This is a genomic window from Pontibacter sp. MBLB2868, from assembly GCF_051904785.1.
Lineage (GTDB): Bacteria > Bacteroidota > Bacteroidia > Cytophagales > Hymenobacteraceae > Pontibacter.
Genome location: NZ_CP196710.1, coordinates 4,156,950 through 4,175,864, shown reverse-complemented (window position 1 = coordinate 4,175,864; position 18,915 = coordinate 4,156,950). Strand labels below are relative to the sequence as shown.

The following is an 18,915-nucleotide window of genomic DNA, read 5'->3' as shown; positions in this document are numbered from 1 at the left end:
TTTGCCTGATGGACTTTAAGAGAAGAAGGCTGGCCGTTTCGCTTCGGAACCAATTAAACTATCCGCTGCAATTCAATCCATTTGTGTTCAGTAAGCTGTTCCTGCTGTGGGTGGCTGTGGGCATTGTGGGCGGCGTAATAGCCAGCTTTTACTGGACTGTACTGGAAGGTCTCCTGCATTATCTGTCGCAGTTCCAGGGATTAATGGTTATCCCGCTCATGACTGTAGCGGGCCTGCTGGCGGGCCTGGTCATTCACTTTCTGGGCGACCCGGGGGAGATGGACCTGATCGTGAACAACATCCGTTTTAAAGGTGGCAGGCTGGAGCCTAAAAATAATCCTTCCATGATCCTGTCGTCGTGGCTCTGCATAGCCAGTGGTGGCAGTGCAGGCCCTGAGGCGCCACTGGTGCAGGTGGTGGGCTCTACGGGCACCTGGATTGCCAAAAAGCTCAAGCTGCGTGGCGAGGACCTTCGCTCGCTGAGCATAGCCGGCATGGCCTCCGCGTTTACGGCCTTGTTTGGAGCCCCGCTGGGCGGCAGCCTCTTTGCTCTCGAGATTCAGCACCACAAGCACATCAGCGAGTACTACCAAGCCCTGATGCCAGCCCTGGTGGCCAGCTGCTCCGGTTATGTTATCTTCATTTTTATCACGCACATCGGCATCGGTCCCACCTGGGTTTTCCCAATATATACTACGCCGGAGCTGAACGACTTCTTTTATGCTATGTTGTACGCCCTGGCAGGCACGGCAGCAGGCTGGGTTTTTATCTTTACGATTCGTAAGTCGCGTAGCATCTTCGAAGCTATAAAGCTGCCGATTTACGTGCGCATGGCCATTGGTGGATTATTAGTAGGCACGATTGCTTATTTTGTGCCCCTTTCGCGCTACTTTAGCCATAACGAGCTGAACGTGCTGCTGCAACAGGAATTCTCGCTGCAGTTCCTGTTGATATTGGTCGTGGCTAAGATCCTGGCGATCGCTTTTACGGTCACCTCCGGTTGGCGCGGCGGTTTTATCATTCCGCTGTTCTTTTTGGGGGCAACGGTAGGGCTGGTTGTAAATCAACTGTTCCCGGGCCAGAACCTGCCGCTTATCATGGTGAGTTGTATGGCCGCCATCAACGCCTGTGTTACCCGTACGCCCATCAGCACGGCTATTCTGCTGGCCACCATGACGGGCTTTCATCAGTTTGTACCAATCATCTTCGCCAGCCTTACCGGCTTTTTTCTGGCTCCGAAAACACCGCTTATCAATGCGCAACTTGCTGTAAAGGAGTAAAAACCACCAGGCTATACTTAACCAGCAGGCTTAACACGCAACATTTAGTTCAAAAACCTATTATACTTTACAAGAGGGCCAACTAATGTCCTCCCCTAATGAGCGAAAACAACCCGACACAGAAAGCGACTGTACCCTTTATACTTTCTCTGCTCGATGAAAGTGAGGAGGAATTACGTGCGTTAGGAATTGATCCACAGCACCTGCTAGACATTTACAACGACTACCTTACCAGGCAAACGGAGCTTACAGATATTGCAGGATTTATCTCGCGACTTATGCAGAAAGCGAAAGGAGTTCATAGTATAAAGTACCGGGTAAAAGAACCCCAGCACCTGCTCAAAAAGATTGTCCGGAAAAAGAAGGAGTATCCGCAAAGAACTATTACCAGCAGTAATTACATGGACCTGATCAATGACCTGGTGGGTGTGCGGGTACTGCACCTGCACAAGGAAGCCTGGGAAGAGATCGGCCTTTACATCCTGGACAAGTGGAAACTGAAACGGGAGCCCTATGCTTATGTTAAGAGTGTACAAAAGAGTACTGCTACTAACAAACTTACCTCCTTTGGCTGCAAGATGCTGGTGCACCCATCGGGCTATAAAGCCATCCATTTTGTTATTGAGACTAAGCCTGAAAAACAACGCTATTTTGCCGAAATACAACTCCGAACCCTGTTTGAGGAAGGCTGGAGTGAGATAGACCACAGCATCCGGTATCCCGATCATGATAACAGTGAACTTCTGGATTGCATGCTGCAACTCCTGAACAAACTTACCACACAGGCTGACGAAATGGCTTCCTACATGCGCATGCTAACCAATAAACTAAACGAGTATAAGCAGCAGACCGGTAACAGAAACATAGCCGCAGAACTTCATGCTTTTGTAGATGAGCTACCCTTGCAAAATGAAGACAAAAAACAGTTGTACTCCTGCATCGGCAGGTTAACAGAAAAGAAATAGCCAGCGCTCAGGCATTTCTTTTGCCCAAGCACTGGCTATTGCAAAGAATTATTTCCTGTCGGGCACCAGGTTGTGCGCCACCAGCTTCCACTGCCCATCTACCACTTTCCATACTTTCAGGTAATGACCTGTTTCTTCTCCCTTGCTTGTAGGCTGGGTGTAGCTGCCATAGGTGTACGCCATGTCGGCTGCCGGAGAAAGCTCATGGCCTAAGTTCGAGTACACTACGTTAGAGGCTGGCTCAATTACGCCATCTTTATACTTGTAAGGATACTCACCTTCACGGTAGATCAGCGTTTCATCAAAATATGGCTGTACAGGCTGCACATCTTTTGCCAATAGGTCTTCTTTAGAGCCTTTTGCTTTTTTCTCTTTAGTGTTAGCCATTAAAGGCTGGTATGCCTCTTCTTTCAGCAGACCCGGAGAAAAAGAATTACCCAGATCCACGGCCACCTTCCACTGGCCATCTGGCTGCTTTCGCCACACCGACAGGTAAAATCCGGCTGCCGCTGCTTTCTCATCTTCTGGTTTAAGCTTGAGCTGGTATGGTCCGGTAGTATAGCCCCAGTCCAGAGAGCTGGAGATATCGGCGTAAGCAGGATACCAGGTAAGTAGCATAGGACTTTCAGGAGCCTGTGCGTGCAATTTTTTACCGTGAGTAGGTTTTGGGGCGAATACAAGACCATCTTCGGCCATGTTATCCACAAAAGCCTGGTGAAAACCTTTGGCCTCTGAGGTAGCCGAGAAGTTTCGCTCGGCATCGGCAAGGCTGGTTAAAGCCTTATCGCGGGTATTGTTCGCAGACTGGAATGCGCACAGTAAAAGTGCCAGGAAAAGCGATGTGGTAATCTTCATAGTTTATGGGTTTAGCGTGGCAAAATAAAAGTCAAATATAAAAGCAAAATAAATATCTGATACCTACAACCACTTAAATTTTAAGCATTTACACCATTTAAAAGCCTATACTTATGCTAACGCCCGCTGCGTTAACGTAATTGCTGCTGCGCAAACCGGCTCCCCCGTAAACAAAAAATGGCCTGCCAAAACCGGCAGGCCATTTTTATACATTTGTGCGGGAAAGTAATACCCTTGTATTATTGGTTAAGACTACCGCTTTTATCCGGGTTGATCAGCTTACGCTCCAGGAAATTAGTCATCATTTTAAAGCGGTGAATGTACGTATTGCCGCCATAGATGCCATGATTCCGGTTCGGATAGTAGAAGCTCTCGAACTGCTTATTAGCACTTATCAGCGCATCCTGCATTGCAACAGCATTCTGGAAATGCACGTTATCATCACCTGTACCGTGTATCAGCAACAGGTCGCCTTTTAGTTTATCAGCAAACTGTAGCGGAGAGTTATCATCGTAACCGGCAGCGTTCTCCTGTGGTGTTTTCAGGAATCGCTCTGTATAGATGCTATCGTAGAATCTCCAGCTGGTAACAGGAGCCACTGAAATACCTGCTCTAAACACACCATCTCCTTTTGTTAAGCCCAGCAGCGTCATGTAGCCACCAAAGCTATGCCCCCAGATACCAATGCGGTCTTTATCTACATAAGGCTGGCTGCCTAACCACTTCGCTGCATCAATCTGATCCTGGATCTCATACTTACCTAAGTTAGCATAAGTCGATTTCTTAAACTCGGCACCACGTGCTCCAGTACCACGGTTATCCACGCTTACCACAATTAAACCTTTATCGGCCAGCACCTGGTACCACAAGTAGTTGGTACCACCCCAGCTGTCAGTTACAGTCTGTGAGCCCGGGCCACCGTACACGAACATCAGCACAGGGTACTTTTTGTTCGGGTCAAAATCAGTTGGTTTGATCATCCAGCCGTTCAGCTTCGTTCCATCGGGCGTATTCATGGTGAAGAATTCCTGCTTGGCAATATCATACTGCGCCAGCGTATTCTTCAGTTTTTGGTTATCCTCCAGCACCTTTATCAGCTTACCATCTTTTGCCGAGTGCAGGCTTACAGTTGGCACCTCGTTGGCGGCAGAGTAATAATCCAGGTAGTACTTGAAGTCGTTACTCATGTTCACGCGGTGCGTACCAGACTTTTCAGTTAAGCGGTTTTTCTTTTTGCCTTTGCTGTTGATGCTGTACAGGTGGCGCTCCAGCGGAGAAACCTCCGTAGACATGTAGTACAGGCGGTCGTTCTTTTCGTCGTAGCCCACAAATTCACTTACCTCCCAGTTACCATCCGTGATCTGGCGCACCAGTTTACCGTTCATGTTGTACAGGTACAGGTGGTTAAAGCCTTCTACCTCTGAAGAATGTATGAAATGCTTGCCGTCTTTCAGGTAAGTCAGGTCATCGGTTACATCGATGTAGGCTTTATCGGTTTCTTTCAATACCACCTCCGATTTTCCGGTAGTAGCGTTGGCATGCAGAATCTCCAGCGTGTTCTGCAGTCGGTTCATTTTCTGGATGGAAAGCAGGTTGGCATCGTTGGTCCATTTGATGCGGGGGATGTAAATATCCTCCTCGTTGCCGGTGTCCATCTTCACGGTTTTGCCGCTATTTACGTCATACACCGATACTTTTACTTTAGAGTTGGCCTCGCCGGCTTTCGGATACTTGAACTTATAATCCTGTGGATAAAGCTCACCCCACATCTGCATGTTATACTCCGGCACGTTGGTTTCGTCAAACGTATAGAAGGCGATCTTCTTACCGTCTGGTGACCAATGGAAACCTTTGGCAAAGCTGAATTCCTCTTCGTACACCCAATCAGAATAACCGTTAATGATGGAATTGAACTTGCCATCGGTGGTTATCTGGGTTTCTTTCATGTTGCTCAAGTCCGTTACAAACATGTTGTTGTCGCGGGCAAAAGCAACACGCTTAGCATCCGGCGAGAATGAAGCATATAACTGCTTTCCACCATCGCTGAGCTTGGACAGTTTTTTAGAAGCTATGTCGTATATGTAGAAATCTGCTTTGGAAGAACGGCGGTAGATCTGCTCTGTATCCGTTGAGAACAGCACCTTTTTCTCGTCTGAAGAGAACGTATAGTCATCGAACTGGATAGGCTGATCGCTTCCCTCGGGCTTCAGGTTCTCCCCTTCGATGATGGTTGCCACAGGCTTACCGGTGGTTACATCATACTTCACAATATCATATACCTTGTTCTTCTCGTCAGGCACCTGGGAGCTGTAGTAGCGGCCGTCGTTCATCCAGTTTACGCCATAAACCGATTGTGAGCGGAAAGTGCCCTTCTGGTAAATGTCCTCCAGGGTAATATCCTTTTTCTGCTGCGCCTGCGCCACAAAAGCGATGCAGAGTAGAACAGCAGCCAAAAGGTTTGTTCGTAGTTTGATATGCATGTGTTTGAATTTAAGGTTTAGCTAACCCCTAAGTTAAATGAATATTATTGTTTCGCCATAGATAGAAGCCAAAACCATACCCAGACGAGTAGCAGGAGCAGAAAACATTGGAAAATAAAAAAAAACGGCAGCCCTTTCCGGAGCTGCCGTTTTCAAGTATAATGTAGTTAAAATCAGAAGTTATAACCGATCGTGAACATCAGCGTTGACTGTTGCTCTTTGATATCTACTACCGGCTCTCCGCCACCAGAACTAAACGTATATGGCGAGTAGCGGCTTTCAGTGTTGCTTCGCACATAGGCCATGTCAGCATAATAGTTTTTCAGGCGAACACCCGCACCGAGTGTAACTGCATTAATACTGCCGTCAAACGAAGCATTTTTATAAGGATCTCCGGAGTGGGCATAACCGGCGCGTAACCGGAAAATATCAAAGCGCCCTTCCGCTCCAAATTTATAGTTTACCACCGACTGGTACGTATCAGAAATACGGCTGTTCACGCTGCTAAAATATTCCCCGACGGTTCCAAAGTCATCACCGCTCTCTGAGAAGCGCATATTGCTATAGTTAACGAACTCAACATCTGCCGTCACGAAGCCATACTTGCCAATAAAGCCCGCCACACCTGCAGACGCTCTGAACGGAGTAGTTAAATTATAGGTGAATTCACCTGGTAGTTCAATAGCGCTATTGGTTTCAGGGGCACCAGAAGTTGGGTTTACAGTAGTTGCATATAAGGAGCGCTGGTAAGTATCTGTAAAAGTATAAGCTGTTGGTGTTTGCAAGGTAAGCCCTAAACGCAGGGCATCCACCGGCCTGGCTATTACACCTACTTTTAAGTTGATACCAGCACCGCGGGTCGTAAACTCATCTCGCAGTTCCAGGCTGTAGTCACCGTCCAGTATCACTTCGCCAGTAGTTTCATCATACTGATCTACATAATACCCTGACTCTCGGAAGATGCTCTCCTGGGTAAAGTTGGTTGTGAGAATACCCAGGGATGCTCCGAGGTACAACTTATCTTTATAGCTCGTGCCTATACCTATATCAAACTGGTTCTGCGAACCTCTGCGCTTAATGTCTTCTCTTTGGTCTACAGTACCCAAGCTGTAAATTGGCCGCACACCGGATACCGGATTCCCGAACTCATCCACAAAATTGATCAGATAAGTACCGTATGCCAGTCCTTCGAGGGTTATGTAATTGCCAAACTCAGCATCCAACTCGCTCTCTGTTCTGCCATTCACATTTGCCTGGTCTGCGAAATAATCCACAATGGTATTTGGGGGCTCAGTAGTGTTTTGGTAAGACAGGCGCTGGTTAAAGTTATTCAGCCTGGTAAAGCTTATACCAAGGCTGGCTCCGCGCCAGTCACTGATATCATCATCGTCTTTCCGGTTGCTGAGCACTAAACCTGCATGGGGTATACTAAGCACATTCTGATCTTCTGTAGCAGTCAGTCCACCTATTTTGGTATCTGTGCTGCTAAGCTGAAGTCCGGGGCTTATGCTAAATTCCGACCTCCGAAACATCCCTAGACCTGCAGGGTTAGATGAGATCGTAGAAATATCGGCACCAAGTGCTGTCTGCGCACCTCCGATGCCTTGAATCCGGGCAGAACCAGTTACTCCCAGGCGGGTGTAGCGCAGGGCATCCACCTCGTTTTGGGCAAAGGCGTTGCCGCCCCAGCCCAGCATAAGAGCCAGGCTGGCCAAAAATATCTTATTCATGTTCATGGGGTGTTTCTATTTAATGTCCTCTTGATGGGCGACCGCCACCACGGTTTTCGTTAGAACTGGAAGAAGAACTGCTTGATGAGGAAGAACTGCTGCTCTCCCGACGATCATTAGACCTGGTTGGCGGCGGAGTGGACTCACGGCGCTGCTCTCTGGCTGGTCTGGTTTGTACAGGCCTTTGCTGCGATTCACTTCTTTGCCTTGTTCCAGGAGTATATTCACGGGTACGTGTACTTCTGCGTTCACGCGGTACTGGTTGCACACGCTGCTCCTGCTCTCCTACCCTCACTGGCTGTTGTGTGGAGCGTTCACGGCTCTCACGCGGAACATAATATTCTGTTCTTCCTGGTCGTGCAGGCAAGGCATTTTTAGTTTCTGAACCTGTTTCCGGGTTTACGGTAGCATTACCAGCCCTGGACGGACGCGCAGGTCTTGCATTTCCTGTAGTTGGCCTTGTGCTTTCTGTACGTTTTACTTCTCCTTCATACGCCTCACCACGAATTGGCCTGCCCGCGTTTCTGCCGGAGCCATCTGTAACTACGGTGCCGCGTGCGTTGCGGGGGCCATACTGGGTTTTTACAGGGTTTACGATGATAGGTCGGTCATAATACCAGTTGTTGCCGGCATAAGCATTATTGTAGTAACCACTATAGTAGCCGTGGTAATACGGATTGTTCGGGTACCAGCGGCTATAATATGGCCTGTTCCAGCCACCCCAGCCATAGTTGTAGCTTACTACTATAGAAATGCCACTCCTGAACGGAGACCTGGCATAAAAAGGATCATAGAAGAAGGGGTCATAGTAAAAAGGATCGTAGAACGGGTCGTAAAAAGCTGAATTGTAGCGACTATAGGCATAATGGCGGGGCGTATAAGTGCTCCCCCAATAAGGATCTATATATGAATAGTTTGGTCGGTACCAATTATCCCGCGGGTCATATGTTCTGCCATCGTAATACTCGTCACCGTAATAGTTATCGCTAACCGCATTACTTCTGTTAGAGTACTCCGGGTTCTGCACCTGACCTTCAGAAAGAGCAGCTTCTCCCTCCTCCGGGTTTTGGTAAGATTGTGTGCTCGCTGTTGCCTCTGGAGCTACATACTCGGTCTTATCTGAGGAGCTGTAGTACATGTCATCGTACTCTGTTGACTGCATAGCCGTTGGGCTGCTGCAGCCCAGCGCCAACAGTGCGAGTGCGGGGGCTATTGTGTGTATCGTAAACTTTTTCATGACCTTCTAGTAGTAAAACTTCTTCTATATCAAAGATAAACACACAATGGCGCAAAACCTTATCAATAGTCTAATATAATAAACGTAATTTTGAGCCAGAATGATATCTGCCTATGTTATTTGCAGAAGCAAATACTATTCCAAAAGCATTAATTAATAGCAATATACAATAACAATTGTTAGAAATATGAGCAAAGGGCTACCAAAAAGAAGCGAAGACTACTCCTTATGGTATAACGAGCTGGTGAAAAAAGCCGGACTTGCAGAAAACTCTGCTGTACGCGGCTGCATGGTGATCAAACCTTACGGCTTTGCCATCTGGGAGAAAATGCAGCGCGTGCTGGACGATATGTTTAAGGCCACTGGCCACGAAAATGCCTATTTCCCTTTATTCGTACCCAAAAGCCTGTTCGAAGCCGAAGAGCAGAATGCAGAGGGTTTTGCTAAAGAGTGCGCTGTAGTAACGCACTACCGTTTACAAACAGACCCGGATAAACCAGGAAAGCTACGCGTAGACCCTACGGCAAAACTGGAAGAGGAACTGATCGTGCGTCCTACTTCCGAGGCCATTATCTGGAGCACTTATAAAAACTGGATACAGAGTTACCGTGACCTGCCTTTGCTTATTAACCAATGGGCAAACGTGGTACGCTGGGAAATGCGTACGCGCCTGTTCCTGCGTACTGCCGAGTTCCTGTGGCAGGAAGGCCATACGGCTCACGCAACTTCAGAGGAAGCGATAGAAGAAACAGTAAAAATGATGAACGTTTACGCTGACTTCGCAGAGCAGTACATTGCCCTGCCGGTGATCAGGGGTGTAAAGACACCAAGTGAGCGTTTCGCGGGAGCCCTGGATACTTATTGCATAGAGGGTTTGATGCAGGATGGTAAAGCACTGCAGGCAGGTACATCGCATTTCCTGGGCCAGAACTTTGCCAAGGCATTTGATGTAAAGTTTGCGACCAAAGAAGGGGGCCTGGAGCATGTTTGGGGAACTTCCTGGGGTGTGAGTACTCGTTTGATGGGCGCGCTGGTTATGGCACACTCTGATGACGAAGGCCTGGTACTCCCTCCTAACCTTGCGCCGATCCAGGTAGTGATCGTGCCGATCTATAAAGGCGAGGAGCAACTGGCGCAGATCAGCGAAAAAGTAAACCAACTGAAGCGCGAACTGGAAGCCAAAGGCGTTAGTGTAAAATTTGATAACCGCGATACGGAGCGTCCGGGCTTTAAATTTGCTGAGTGGGAACTGAAAGGCGTGCCGGTGCGCATTGCCATTGGCGCCCGCGACCTGGAGAACGGGACAGCCGAGATTGCCCGTCGTGATACAAAAGAAAAAGCGACACACCAGTTTGCCGAGCTTGACGACTACATCCCTGCGCTGCTGGACGAGATACAGCAAAACATCTTTAACAGAGCTTTGACTTATCGTGAAGAACATACGACTAAAGTAGATTCTTATGAAGAGTTTAAGCAGGTGCTGGAGACAAAAGGCGGCTTCGTATTAGCTCACTGGGACGGAACAGCAGAAACGGAAGAACGCATCAAAGAAGAAACCAAAGCAACTATACGTTGCATCGCACTTAACACCCCTGAAGAGAACGGTGTTGACATGCTTACCGGAAAACCAAGCAAGCAACGCGTGTACTTTGGGAAAGCGTACTAACTGACAACTGCCTTGTACTGATTGTCCTTTCGGCAAAAAGCGCCACTCTCCTACCCGGGGAGTGGCGCTTTTCATTTCCGGCCTCTGCAACAGCACGTTTACCCAATAAATTTATTCGTACTAAATAGTAGCTATTGACAATAATCAACAGCAATCAATTAGATTTTACTATATTTACTTATATAAGCACAGAAATTATGCCCCTCGACTGGATAACAGTTATTTTATTGATTGGGATTGGCTTACTGCTCATTATTATAGAGCTGATCTTTGTGCCTGGCACTACCATAGTAGGTGTGCTGGGGTTTGTGCTGACTGGTATTGGCATCTGGATCGGTTACACAGCATTGGGCACCACCACCGGCCATTTTATACTTGCGGCCACTGTACTAATAGCGGCCGTCGCTTTTGTGTATAGTTTCCGCTCCGACAGCTGGTCCCGCTTTGCCCTGAAAGAACAGAACCGGGGCAGGGTAAACGAAGATTTCCCGCACACGCTGCAGGTAGGTGAGGTAGGCAAAACGGTGTCTGCTTTAAGGCCACAAGGAACAGCCTTGTTTGCAGACCGGCATCACGAGGTACAAACCATGGGAGAGTATATTTTACCTAACACAGCAATTCGCATTATCAAACTAAACCAAAACAAGATCTTAGTAGAAGAGATCAGCTAACCTAAACAGATGGAAAACTTTTCAGCACTATTTCTCATAGCAGGCGTACTTGTCCTGCTTATTGTTTTCTTATACTTTGTACCGATAAGCCTCTGGATCACTGCCCGTTTTTCCGGTGTCAAAGTAGGTCTTCTGGAGCTAGTGTTCATGCGTATCCGAAAAGTGCCGCCAAGCCTGATCGTAAACTCCATGATCAACTCTACTAAAGCCGGCATAGACCTGACAACAACAGAACTGGAAACGCATTACCTGGCAGGTGGTAACGTTCCGATGGTTATCAAGGCTTTGATCTCGGCAGACAAGGCAAACATCCCGCTATCCTTTAAACAGGCCACCGCCATAGACCTGGCAGGGCGTAATGTGTTTGAGGCCGTTACTACTTCAGTAAACCCGAAGGTGATCAACACACCAAACGTGGCCGCTGTGGCCCAGGATGGCATACAGCTGATCGCCAAAGCCCGTGTTACGGTGCGAGCAAACATAAACCAGCTGGTGGGTGGTGCCGGAGAAGAAACCATACTCGCCCGTGTGGGTGAGGGCATCGTAACCTCTATCGGTTCTTCAATATCCCATAAGAGCGTACTGGAGAACCCGGATATGATCTCGAAACTGGTACTACAGAAAGGCTTGGATGCCGGTACTGCCTATGAGATCTTGTCTATTGATATCGCTGACATTGATGTTGGTGAAAACATCGGTGCAAAACTACAGATAGACCAGGCTGGAGCCGACTTAAGAGTGGCAGAAGCGAAAGCTGAGGAACGCCGTGCCATGGCCGTTGCCGTAGAGCAGGAGATGAAAGCCAAAGCTCAGGAGGCGCGCGCTAACGTTATACAGGCCGAGGTAGAAATACCTCAGGCGCTTGCGGCGGCATTCCGAAGCGGCAACCTTGGCATAATGGACTATTACCGCATGCAGAATATCCAGTCCGATACAGACATGCGGAATTCTATCGCTAACCCTGGCCAGCAAGGTGGAGGAAGCCCTAACAGGCCGAAGGAGTAGCAGCAAGCCTGCTTACCTATATAAATAAAAGCCCCGGTTCTGCTTCAGAACCGGGGCTTTTATTTATACTTCTAAATCTCTTTTACTGCTGCTTAAGCGTGAACGTGCGCGTTACGCTGTTGTAAGGCCCCGGGATCAGGTTTCCTTCGTTATCAACCAGTTCTAACTTAACAGTGTTTTCTCCCATTGGCAGGCCTTCCATAATGTATGGCAACCATCTATCCAACATAAACTCTGTTCCATTAATGGTCGCGCGCACTTTATTGCCTGTAGGAGACAGTTCTGTGTTAACCAGGTAAAAGTCCAGCATCACCTGTTCCGCATCCTTGCCAGTATATTCTCCTTTAGGACGGCTATAGAACATGTGCGGGGCCTCCATGTTAAATTCCATCTTTTCAGTAGGATTACCGGCCGTTACCATGCGCAGGTCATAAGCTCCCTTGTGCTTCAGACTTTCATGGTAAGATCTTGAAAGGAAAGAAAGAATCACATGGTCTCCTTCCGGCAGGTCTTTCGTGAATTCAGTTTCGTAATGGGCGGTATAAGGCTCATTATCCACAATGTTATGAATGTGCTGGCCCTGACCTGAATTAGCCATGTGCTCGGCATGCTCAGAAGGCGTCATGCTGGTTAGTTCGTAATTGGTAAGGTCATAAACAAACTGTACAGGTCCTGCCGCTACTTTTGCGCCTGCCTCCGGCTTTACGAGCGTTAGTTGTGCATCAGGAAACTTTGGCGAGTCGTCGAAGCCAAACACACGGATTCCATCTTTACTCATTACCTCGCCTGCAGGTGTTGGGCCTTCAGCATTTGTTGATTCACTTGGAGTTTCTGTTCCCATTTCCTGCGTCTGTTTGGTAGAGTCGCAGGCGGTAAAACCGAACATCAGAGCCGAGGCTAATAATACGTATGTTTTTTTCATGTTTTAAAATTATTTAGTTAGCAATACAGCTAATTTAGCGATTTTATTTTTCTTTGTATATTGCACGCGTTGCGTAGCTGAATAAGCCTACGTGCAGATTATTAAAAAGTATACAGCGAGAACTATATGAGCGAGATTTTGTTTGATGAGGTTCCTTCCCTGGACTTAGCTGATTTTACATCAGGAGATGCGGAAAGAAGAGCTCGATTTGTAAAGCAACTGGGCGAGGCGTACCAGAACATAGGCTTTATTGCACTACGTAACCACGGCCTGAGCGATGACCTAACGGAGAAGCTATATGCTGCTACTAAAAAGTTTTTTGCCCTGCCTGATGAGGTAAAAGAGAAGTATGAGCACCCGGAACTTGCCGGCCAGCGTGGCTATGTAGGTAAAGGAAAAGAAAAAGCAAAAGGCTTTAATACCGGTGACCTGAAAGAATTTTATCATGTTGGCCAGGAGCTGAGTGATATTCCGGATACCGACCCTATCAAAGAAGAATATCCTGCAAACATCTTCCCGACGGAGGTGCCTGAGTTTAAAGAGGTAACCCTGGAGGCGTTCCGTAAACTGGAGGCGGCAGGCAAAGAGGTATTACGCGCCATTGCGATTCACCTTGGCCTGGATGAGAATTATTTTGATGAGAAAGTAAAGTATGGTAACAGCATTCTGCGCCCTATCCATTACTTCCCGATCGAGAACCCAGATAGCGTACCTGCTGACGCAGTACGTGCCGCAGAGCATGGAGACATCAACCTGATAACCCTGCTAATGGGTGCCAGTGCGGATGGTTTGCAGGTGCTTCGCCGCGATGGGCAGTGGATTCCGATAACGGCATTGCCAGAGCAGGTGGTTGTAAACGTAGGCGATATGCTTGCACGATTAACAAACAACAAACTGAAGTCAACTATTCACCGTGTGGTTAACCCTCCACGCGAGCTGATGCATACTTCGCGTTTCTCTATTCCGTTCTTCATGCACCCGCGTTCCGAAATGGATCTTACCTGCCTGGAGAGCTGCATAGATGAGCAAAACCCAAAGGCTTACCCGGATGCTACTGCAGGCGAGTACCTGAATGAGCGACTAGTGGAGCTTGGTTTGAAAAAAGGATAAGTAAATACAGCAATAATAAAAAAGAGAGGTAGCGTAAAAGCCGTCTCTCTTTTTTTATGTTTATGCCATGAGTCTGCGCTACTATATCTTTTTAAAAGACGTACTGATGCTAGCCCTCACAGCTTTTGGGGGGCCGCAAGCGCATATTGCTCTAATGTTTAAGCTGCTTGTCGACAAACGCCGTTATCTCACGGAACAGGAGCTGATTGAATTAAATGCCCTTTGCTCCATACTACCCGGGCCAACTTCTACGCAAACTATTACTGCCATTGGATTCAAGATCGGTGGGCCTAACCTTGCCTATCTTACCCTGCTTGTCTGGATTACTCCAGCGGCAACCATAATGGCCATAGCCGCACTCACTATTTCATACTTACAGGATCAGGGTATATCCCTGGAGTTCCTGCGTATCATTCAGCCCATGGCGGTTGGTTTTGTGGCTTACGCAGCCTATATGATCAGCTCTAAAGTAGTGAACACCAAAACCGGTGTGGTACTAATGGTGATCTCAGCTATACTTGCCTACTTCTTCAGTTCGCCCTGGGTATTTCCAGCACTACTGATAGCAGGTGGCGCTGTAACAGCACTGCGTTTTAAGCAACACCCCCTGGAGAAGGATAAAAAGCTGAAGATTCAGTGGGCTAATTTTATTCTTTTTGTGGGCGTACTGCTCACAGCTGCCGTACTTGGTAGTATCACCTCATCTTTACCAGTCAGGTTATTCGAGAACTTTTACCGTAACGGCAGCCTTGTGTTTGGTGGCGGACAAGTGCTTATCCCGCTGCTGTATGCAGAATTTGTAGACTTTAAGCATTATTTAACCGGTGAAGAATTTCTTTCCGGTTATGCCATTGTACAAGCGCTTCCTGGGCCTACCTTTTCCTTCGCTTCTTTTGTAGGAAACCTGGCTATGCGCAGGTTTGGCGTAGCCGGACAACTGTTAGGTTCGTTTGTAGCCACGGTAGGCATTTTTCTGCCAGGCACTTTCTTAATATTCTTCGTGATCAGGTTTTGGGACGAACTGAAAAAGTACAGAGTTGTGCGCGCATCATTAGAGGGAATCAGCGCCGTCAGTTCCGGCATGGTGGTGGCAGCCGCTATACTTCTTTATCACCCTATCGAAAATACCATACTTAACTTCGGTATTGTGGCAGCTACTTTCTGCCTGCTGATGTTCACCAGAATACCGCCCCCTATACTTATACTTACAGGCCTGATGCTGGGCTTTGTTATCCGCTAGCAGCAAAAAAAAGCCGGACCAAAACATTTTAGCCCGACTTTCTGATATAACTCGATTTAGTATCTTACTTGAGTATACTTAATAAATAATCGCCGTAGCCGCTCTTTCTGAGAGGCTCTGCTATGCGCTGCAGTTGCTCGGCTGTGATATAGCCCATGCGGTAAGCCACCTCCTCAATACAGCCGATCTTGAGCCCCTGCCGCTCCTCGATCACCTGCACAAACGTGGCCGCCTGCATCAGCGACTGGATGGTGCCCGTGTCGAGCCAGGCCGTGCCGCGGTCCAGAATGCCCACCTTCAGCTTGCCTCTTCTGAGGTACTCGCGGTTCACGTCCGTGATCTCGTACTCCCCTCTCGGGCTCGGCTCCAATGCTTTGGCGATCTCCACTACCTCGTTATCATAGTAGTAGAGGCCTGGCACTGCAAAGTTGCTCTTAGGCTCCTTGGGCTTCTCCTCAATAGAGATCACCCTGCGGTTCCCGTCAAACTCCACCACCCCGTAGCGCTCCGGGTCCTGCACGTGGTAGGCGTACACCACGCCCCCGTCCGGGTCGTTGTTAGCCTGCAGCAGCTTGCTCATGCCCGAGCCGTAAAAGATGTTGTCGCCCAGGATAAGTGCTACTTTGTCCCTTCCGATAAACTCTTCCCCGAGCACAAAGGCCTGCGCCAGCCCGTTGGGCACCTCCTGCACCTGATAGCTGAATGCGCAGCCAATCTGGCTCCCGTCGCCCAACAGGCGCTCGAACATAGGCAGATCGTGCGGTGTGGAGATGATCAGGATCTCGCGGATGCCCGAGAGCATGAGCGTGGCCAGCGGGTAGTAGATCATGGGCTTGTCGTAGACAGGCATGAGCTGCTTGCTTACCGCCAGCGTCAGCGGGTGTAAACGGGTGCCGGAACCGCCGGCTAGTATGATTCCCTTCATTGGGTTAGTATAGAGGTTAGTGTGCCTGGTGCATCACCGTCAGGTGGCTGCAATGCTTTTGAGCACGGCTAATAGTTTAAAATCCGGTTGCCGTAATTCCGCCTTAGCGGTTCACGTACTGCTGGGTATAATAGCTTTGGTAGTTGCCAGAGGTCACGTTATCCAGCCACTCGCTATTGGCCAGGTACCAGTCCACGGTCTTGCGCAGCCCCTCCTCAAAAGTCACCGACGGTTTCCAGCCCAGCTCGTCCATCAGCTTACTAGAGTCGATGGCGTAGCGCAGGTCGTGCCCGGCACGGTCTTTCACGAAGGTGATCAGCTTTCTGGAGTGGCCTGGCTCGCGGCCAAGCTTCTCGTCCATCACGTCGCACAAAAGCTCGATCAGGTCCAGGTTCTTCCACTCATTCACGCCGCCAATGTTGTAGGTATCGCCTACTTTGCCCTCATGGAAGATCAGGTCGATGGCGCGGGCGTGGTCGATCACGTAGAGCCAGTCGCGCACATTTTCTCCCTTGCCATATACCGGCACCGGCTTTTCGCTTTTGATGTTATGGATAGCCAGCGGGATGAGCTTCTCGGGGAAGTGGTTTGGTCCGTAGTTATTAGAACAGTTGGAGATTTTCACAGGCAGCCCGTACGTATGGTACCAGGCCCTGACAAAATGATCAGACGAGGCCTTGGAGGCCGAGTACGGGGAGCGCGGGTCGTACGGCGTCTCCTCTGTAAAGAGCCCATCCTCGCCCAGCGAACCGTACACCTCGTCAGTGGAGATGTGGTAGAACAAGTGCTTGCCCATGTCGTCGGCCCAGTGCTTCTTGGCCGTATTCAGCAGGTTGACTGTACCGATCACGTTTGTTTGCACGAAGGCCAGCGGGTCTGCAATAGAGCGGTCCACGTGCGACTCGGCTGCCAGGTGAATCACCGCATCGAAGCCGTAGGCAGTGAAGATCTCTTCCAGGTAATCTGCATCCACAATGTCGCCTTTCAGGAAGGTATAATTCTCCTTGTCCTCAATGTCTGTCAGGTTAGCCAGGTTACCGGCGTAGGTCAGCTTGTCGAGGTTGTAGATCTGGTAGCTCGGGTACTTGTTGACGAACAGCCGCACCACATGCGAGCCGATAAAACCAGCTCCGCCCGTAATTAATATTTTCATGTTTATACTTTTGCTGTATTGTCTTGTAGTGATAATTGCCAGTCCCAGGCGCTTTGCATGGCTTCTTCCAGGGTGCTGGTTGTTTTAAAGCCTAGTACTTCTGTAGCCTTGGTTACATCGGCATAAATTTTAGGCACATCCCCTGCACGGCGCGGCCCTATCTTATAGTTAAGCTTCTGCCCTGTGGCATGCTCAAAGGCATGTATCGCCTCTAAAACCGTATTACCTGTTCCGGTGCCCACGTTGTAGAATTCTATACTTTCCGCTTTATTTTGCAGTAGCCTTTCTACAGCAACCACGTGGGCTTTTGCTAAGTCTACTACATGCACGTAATCACGGATACAGGTACCGTCCGGCGTGTCGTAGTCATTCCCGAAAACAGTGATCTGCTCACGGATGCCAGCGGCTGTTTGCGTAATGAAAGGTACCAGGTTATTTGGCACTCCCAGTGGAAGCTCTCCGATCTTTGCCGATGGATGTGCGCCAATTGGGTTAAAGTAACGTAGCGCTATACTTTTTATGTTGCTGTTGCCACTGCTGGCCAGATCCGTAAGAATCTCTTCGCATATTTTTTTAGTGTTGCCGTAAGGTGAGTTTGCTTTCTGCACCGGCGTCTGCTCTGTTACAGGTAGCTTCTCCGGTATACCATAGACGGTACAGGAAGATGAGAACACCAGGTTAAACACCTTAAATTCAGCCATTACCTGCAACAGCGTTACCAGTGAACCCACATTGTTGTGGTAGTACTTCAGCGGCTCTTCCACTGACTCCCCCACTGCTTTATAAGCCGCAAAATGAATTACGCCCTGTATATCCTGCTCCTGCTCAAAAACTTTTCTGAGTGCAGCAGCATCGGTACAATCTATGGTATGGCAAATTATACTTTTATGGAGTATAGCCTTGATCCCCTCCAGGGCACTTTCTTTTGAATTTGAGAAGTTATCGATGATAATGGGCTCGAAGCCTGCCTCTACCAGCTCAACAACTGTATGTGAGCCAATGTAGCCGGCTCCACCTGTTACTAAGATTTTTCCTTTAGACAATTTCTTAGGGTTTATTTACCTGTTAATCTATTTCTTTTGTTTGTCTTCTGCTTTCAGTTCGCACTGCCCGTTCCGTAGTAAGTATACTTCACCTGTTTCAGGGCAGATAGCCTCACTCGCGCTATTAAATGCTAGTTTATGCCCGTAGCGGCTTACCCAGCCATGTTGCACTCCCGGAACACCATAAACTAGCGCAAAAGCAGGTACACTTTTCGTAACCAAAGCACCTGCGCCAATCATGGCGAAGGCTCCTATCTCAACTCCACAAATGATGGTGGCGTTAGCACCTATACTTGCACCTTTACGAACCGGGGTAGCTTTAAACTCCGTTTTCCGGTTCACAAAACTGCGCGGGTTTATTACGTTGGTAAAAACCATGGATGGCCCCAGGAACACGTCATCTTCACAGGTAACGCCAGTATAGATCGACACATTATTCTGTACCTTCACATTTCTACCTAACACCACCTCCGGCGACACCACCACATTCTGCCCGATATTGCATTCATCGCCAATAATACAGCCGCTCATAATATGTGCAAAATGCCATATTTTAGTACCCTTGCCAATTCTGGCACCCTCATCGATCACAGCAGTATTATGTGCAAAGTAGTCCATAGGCAGCAAAAGTGT

Annotated in this window: 16 protein-coding genes; 7 read left to right on the top strand and 9 right to left on the bottom strand. The window is 48.6% G+C overall.

The window, feature by feature from the left end; genetic code table 11:
• Window positions 1-8: 8 nt before the first annotated feature.
• Together ACSX1A_RS17835 and ACSX1A_RS17830 are read left to right on the top strand one after the other, a co-directional pair.
• Entirely contained in the window at window positions 9-1,280 is a 1,272-nt protein-coding gene (locus tag ACSX1A_RS17835) for a chloride channel protein (RefSeq protein ID WP_439880994.1), read from the top strand.
• Window positions 1,281-1,378: 98 nt separating this feature from the next.
• On the top strand, window positions 1,379-2,245 hold the full coding sequence (locus ACSX1A_RS17830) for a RelA/SpoT domain-containing protein (protein ID WP_439880993.1): 867 nt from the start codon (window positions 1,379-1,381) through the stop codon (window positions 2,243-2,245).
• A 48-nt stretch (window positions 2,246-2,293) separates the two neighbouring features.
• Here the strand turns inward: ACSX1A_RS17830 and ACSX1A_RS17825 are convergent, their stop codons facing one another.
• The 4 genes from ACSX1A_RS17825 to ACSX1A_RS17810 all read right to left on the bottom strand — a co-directional run bounded on the left by ACSX1A_RS17825 (window position 2,294) and on the right by ACSX1A_RS17810 (window position 8,547).
• Window positions 2,294-3,100 carry a YybH family protein gene (locus tag ACSX1A_RS17825; protein ID WP_439880992.1) on the bottom strand — a complete coding sequence of 269 codons (807 nt, stop codon included), beginning with the start codon at window positions 3,098-3,100 and terminating at the stop codon, window positions 2,294-2,296.
• Window positions 3,101-3,339: 239 nt separating this feature from the next.
• The gene (locus ACSX1A_RS17820; RefSeq protein WP_439880991.1) at window positions 3,340-5,580 is read right to left on the bottom strand and encodes a S9 family peptidase; all 2,241 of its coding nucleotides are present in this window, start codon (window positions 5,578-5,580) and stop codon (window positions 3,340-3,342) included.
• Between the two features lie 173 nt (window positions 5,581-5,753).
• The gene (locus ACSX1A_RS17815; RefSeq protein WP_439880990.1) at window positions 5,754-7,310 is read right to left on the bottom strand and encodes an OmpP1/FadL family transporter; all 1,557 of its coding nucleotides are present in this window, start codon (window positions 7,308-7,310) and stop codon (window positions 5,754-5,756) included.
• A gap of 19 nt (window positions 7,311-7,329) precedes the next feature.
• Window positions 7,330-8,547: a hypothetical protein gene (locus ACSX1A_RS17810; RefSeq protein WP_439880989.1), complete on the bottom strand. Its 1,218-nt coding sequence runs from the start codon at window positions 8,545-8,547 to the stop codon at window positions 7,330-7,332.
• A 187-nt stretch (window positions 8,548-8,734) separates the two neighbouring features.
• On the opposite strand from ACSX1A_RS17810, the gene proS reads away from it, so the two are divergent.
• From proS to floA, 3 genes are all read left to right on the top strand, one after another.
• Window positions 8,735-10,213: a proline--tRNA ligase gene (gene proS / locus ACSX1A_RS17805; RefSeq protein ID WP_439880988.1), complete on the top strand. Its 1,479-nt coding sequence runs from the start codon at window positions 8,735-8,737 to the stop codon at window positions 10,211-10,213.
• A gap of 197 nt (window positions 10,214-10,410) precedes the next feature.
• Window positions 10,411-10,884 (top strand): NfeD family protein, encoded by a 474-nt coding sequence (locus ACSX1A_RS17800; protein WP_439880987.1) that lies wholly within the window; start codon window positions 10,411-10,413, stop codon window positions 10,882-10,884.
• Window positions 10,885-10,893: 9 nt separating this feature from the next.
• On the top strand, window positions 10,894-11,889 hold the full coding sequence (gene floA, locus ACSX1A_RS17795; protein WP_439880986.1) for a flotillin-like protein FloA: 996 nt from the start codon (window positions 10,894-10,896) through the stop codon (window positions 11,887-11,889).
• A gap of 82 nt (window positions 11,890-11,971) precedes the next feature.
• On the opposite strand, the gene ACSX1A_RS17790 is transcribed toward floA, so the two are convergent.
• Window positions 11,972-12,811 (bottom strand): hypothetical protein, encoded by an 840-nt coding sequence (locus tag ACSX1A_RS17790; RefSeq protein ID WP_439880985.1) that lies wholly within the window; start codon window positions 12,809-12,811, stop codon window positions 11,972-11,974.
• A 126-nt stretch (window positions 12,812-12,937) separates the two neighbouring features.
• Between ACSX1A_RS17790 and ACSX1A_RS17785 the strand changes: the two genes are divergently transcribed.
• A complete protein-coding gene (locus ACSX1A_RS17785; RefSeq protein ID WP_439880984.1) occupies window positions 12,938-13,921 on the top strand; it encodes an isopenicillin N synthase family dioxygenase in 984 nt (327 codons plus the stop codon).
• Between the two features lie 67 nt (window positions 13,922-13,988).
• Window positions 13,989-15,161 carry a chromate efflux transporter gene (chrA, locus tag ACSX1A_RS17780; RefSeq protein WP_439880983.1) on the top strand — a complete coding sequence of 391 codons (1,173 nt, stop codon included), beginning with the start codon at window positions 13,989-13,991 and terminating at the stop codon, window positions 15,159-15,161.
• 64 nt (window positions 15,162-15,225) lie between these two features.
• Here the strand turns inward: chrA and rfbA are convergent, their stop codons facing one another.
• From rfbA to ACSX1A_RS17760, 4 genes are all read right to left on the bottom strand, one after another.
• On the bottom strand, window positions 15,226-16,086 hold the full coding sequence (gene rfbA / locus ACSX1A_RS17775) for a glucose-1-phosphate thymidylyltransferase RfbA (RefSeq protein ID WP_439880982.1): 861 nt from the start codon (window positions 16,084-16,086) through the stop codon (window positions 15,226-15,228).
• A 103-nt stretch (window positions 16,087-16,189) separates the two neighbouring features.
• The gene (gene rfbB, locus ACSX1A_RS17770; RefSeq protein WP_439880981.1) at window positions 16,190-17,239 is read right to left on the bottom strand and encodes a dTDP-glucose 4,6-dehydratase; all 1,050 of its coding nucleotides are present in this window, start codon (window positions 17,237-17,239) and stop codon (window positions 16,190-16,192) included.
• Window positions 17,240-17,241: 2 nt separating this feature from the next.
• The gene (galE, locus tag ACSX1A_RS17765) at window positions 17,242-18,282 is read right to left on the bottom strand and encodes a UDP-glucose 4-epimerase GalE (RefSeq protein WP_439880980.1); all 1,041 of its coding nucleotides are present in this window, start codon (window positions 18,280-18,282) and stop codon (window positions 17,242-17,244) included.
• Between the two features lie 27 nt (window positions 18,283-18,309).
• Window positions 18,310-18,900, bottom strand: coding sequence for an acyltransferase (locus tag ACSX1A_RS17760; RefSeq protein ID WP_439880979.1), 591 nt, complete (start codon window positions 18,898-18,900; stop codon window positions 18,310-18,312).
• Window positions 18,901-18,915 lie beyond the last annotated feature (15 nt).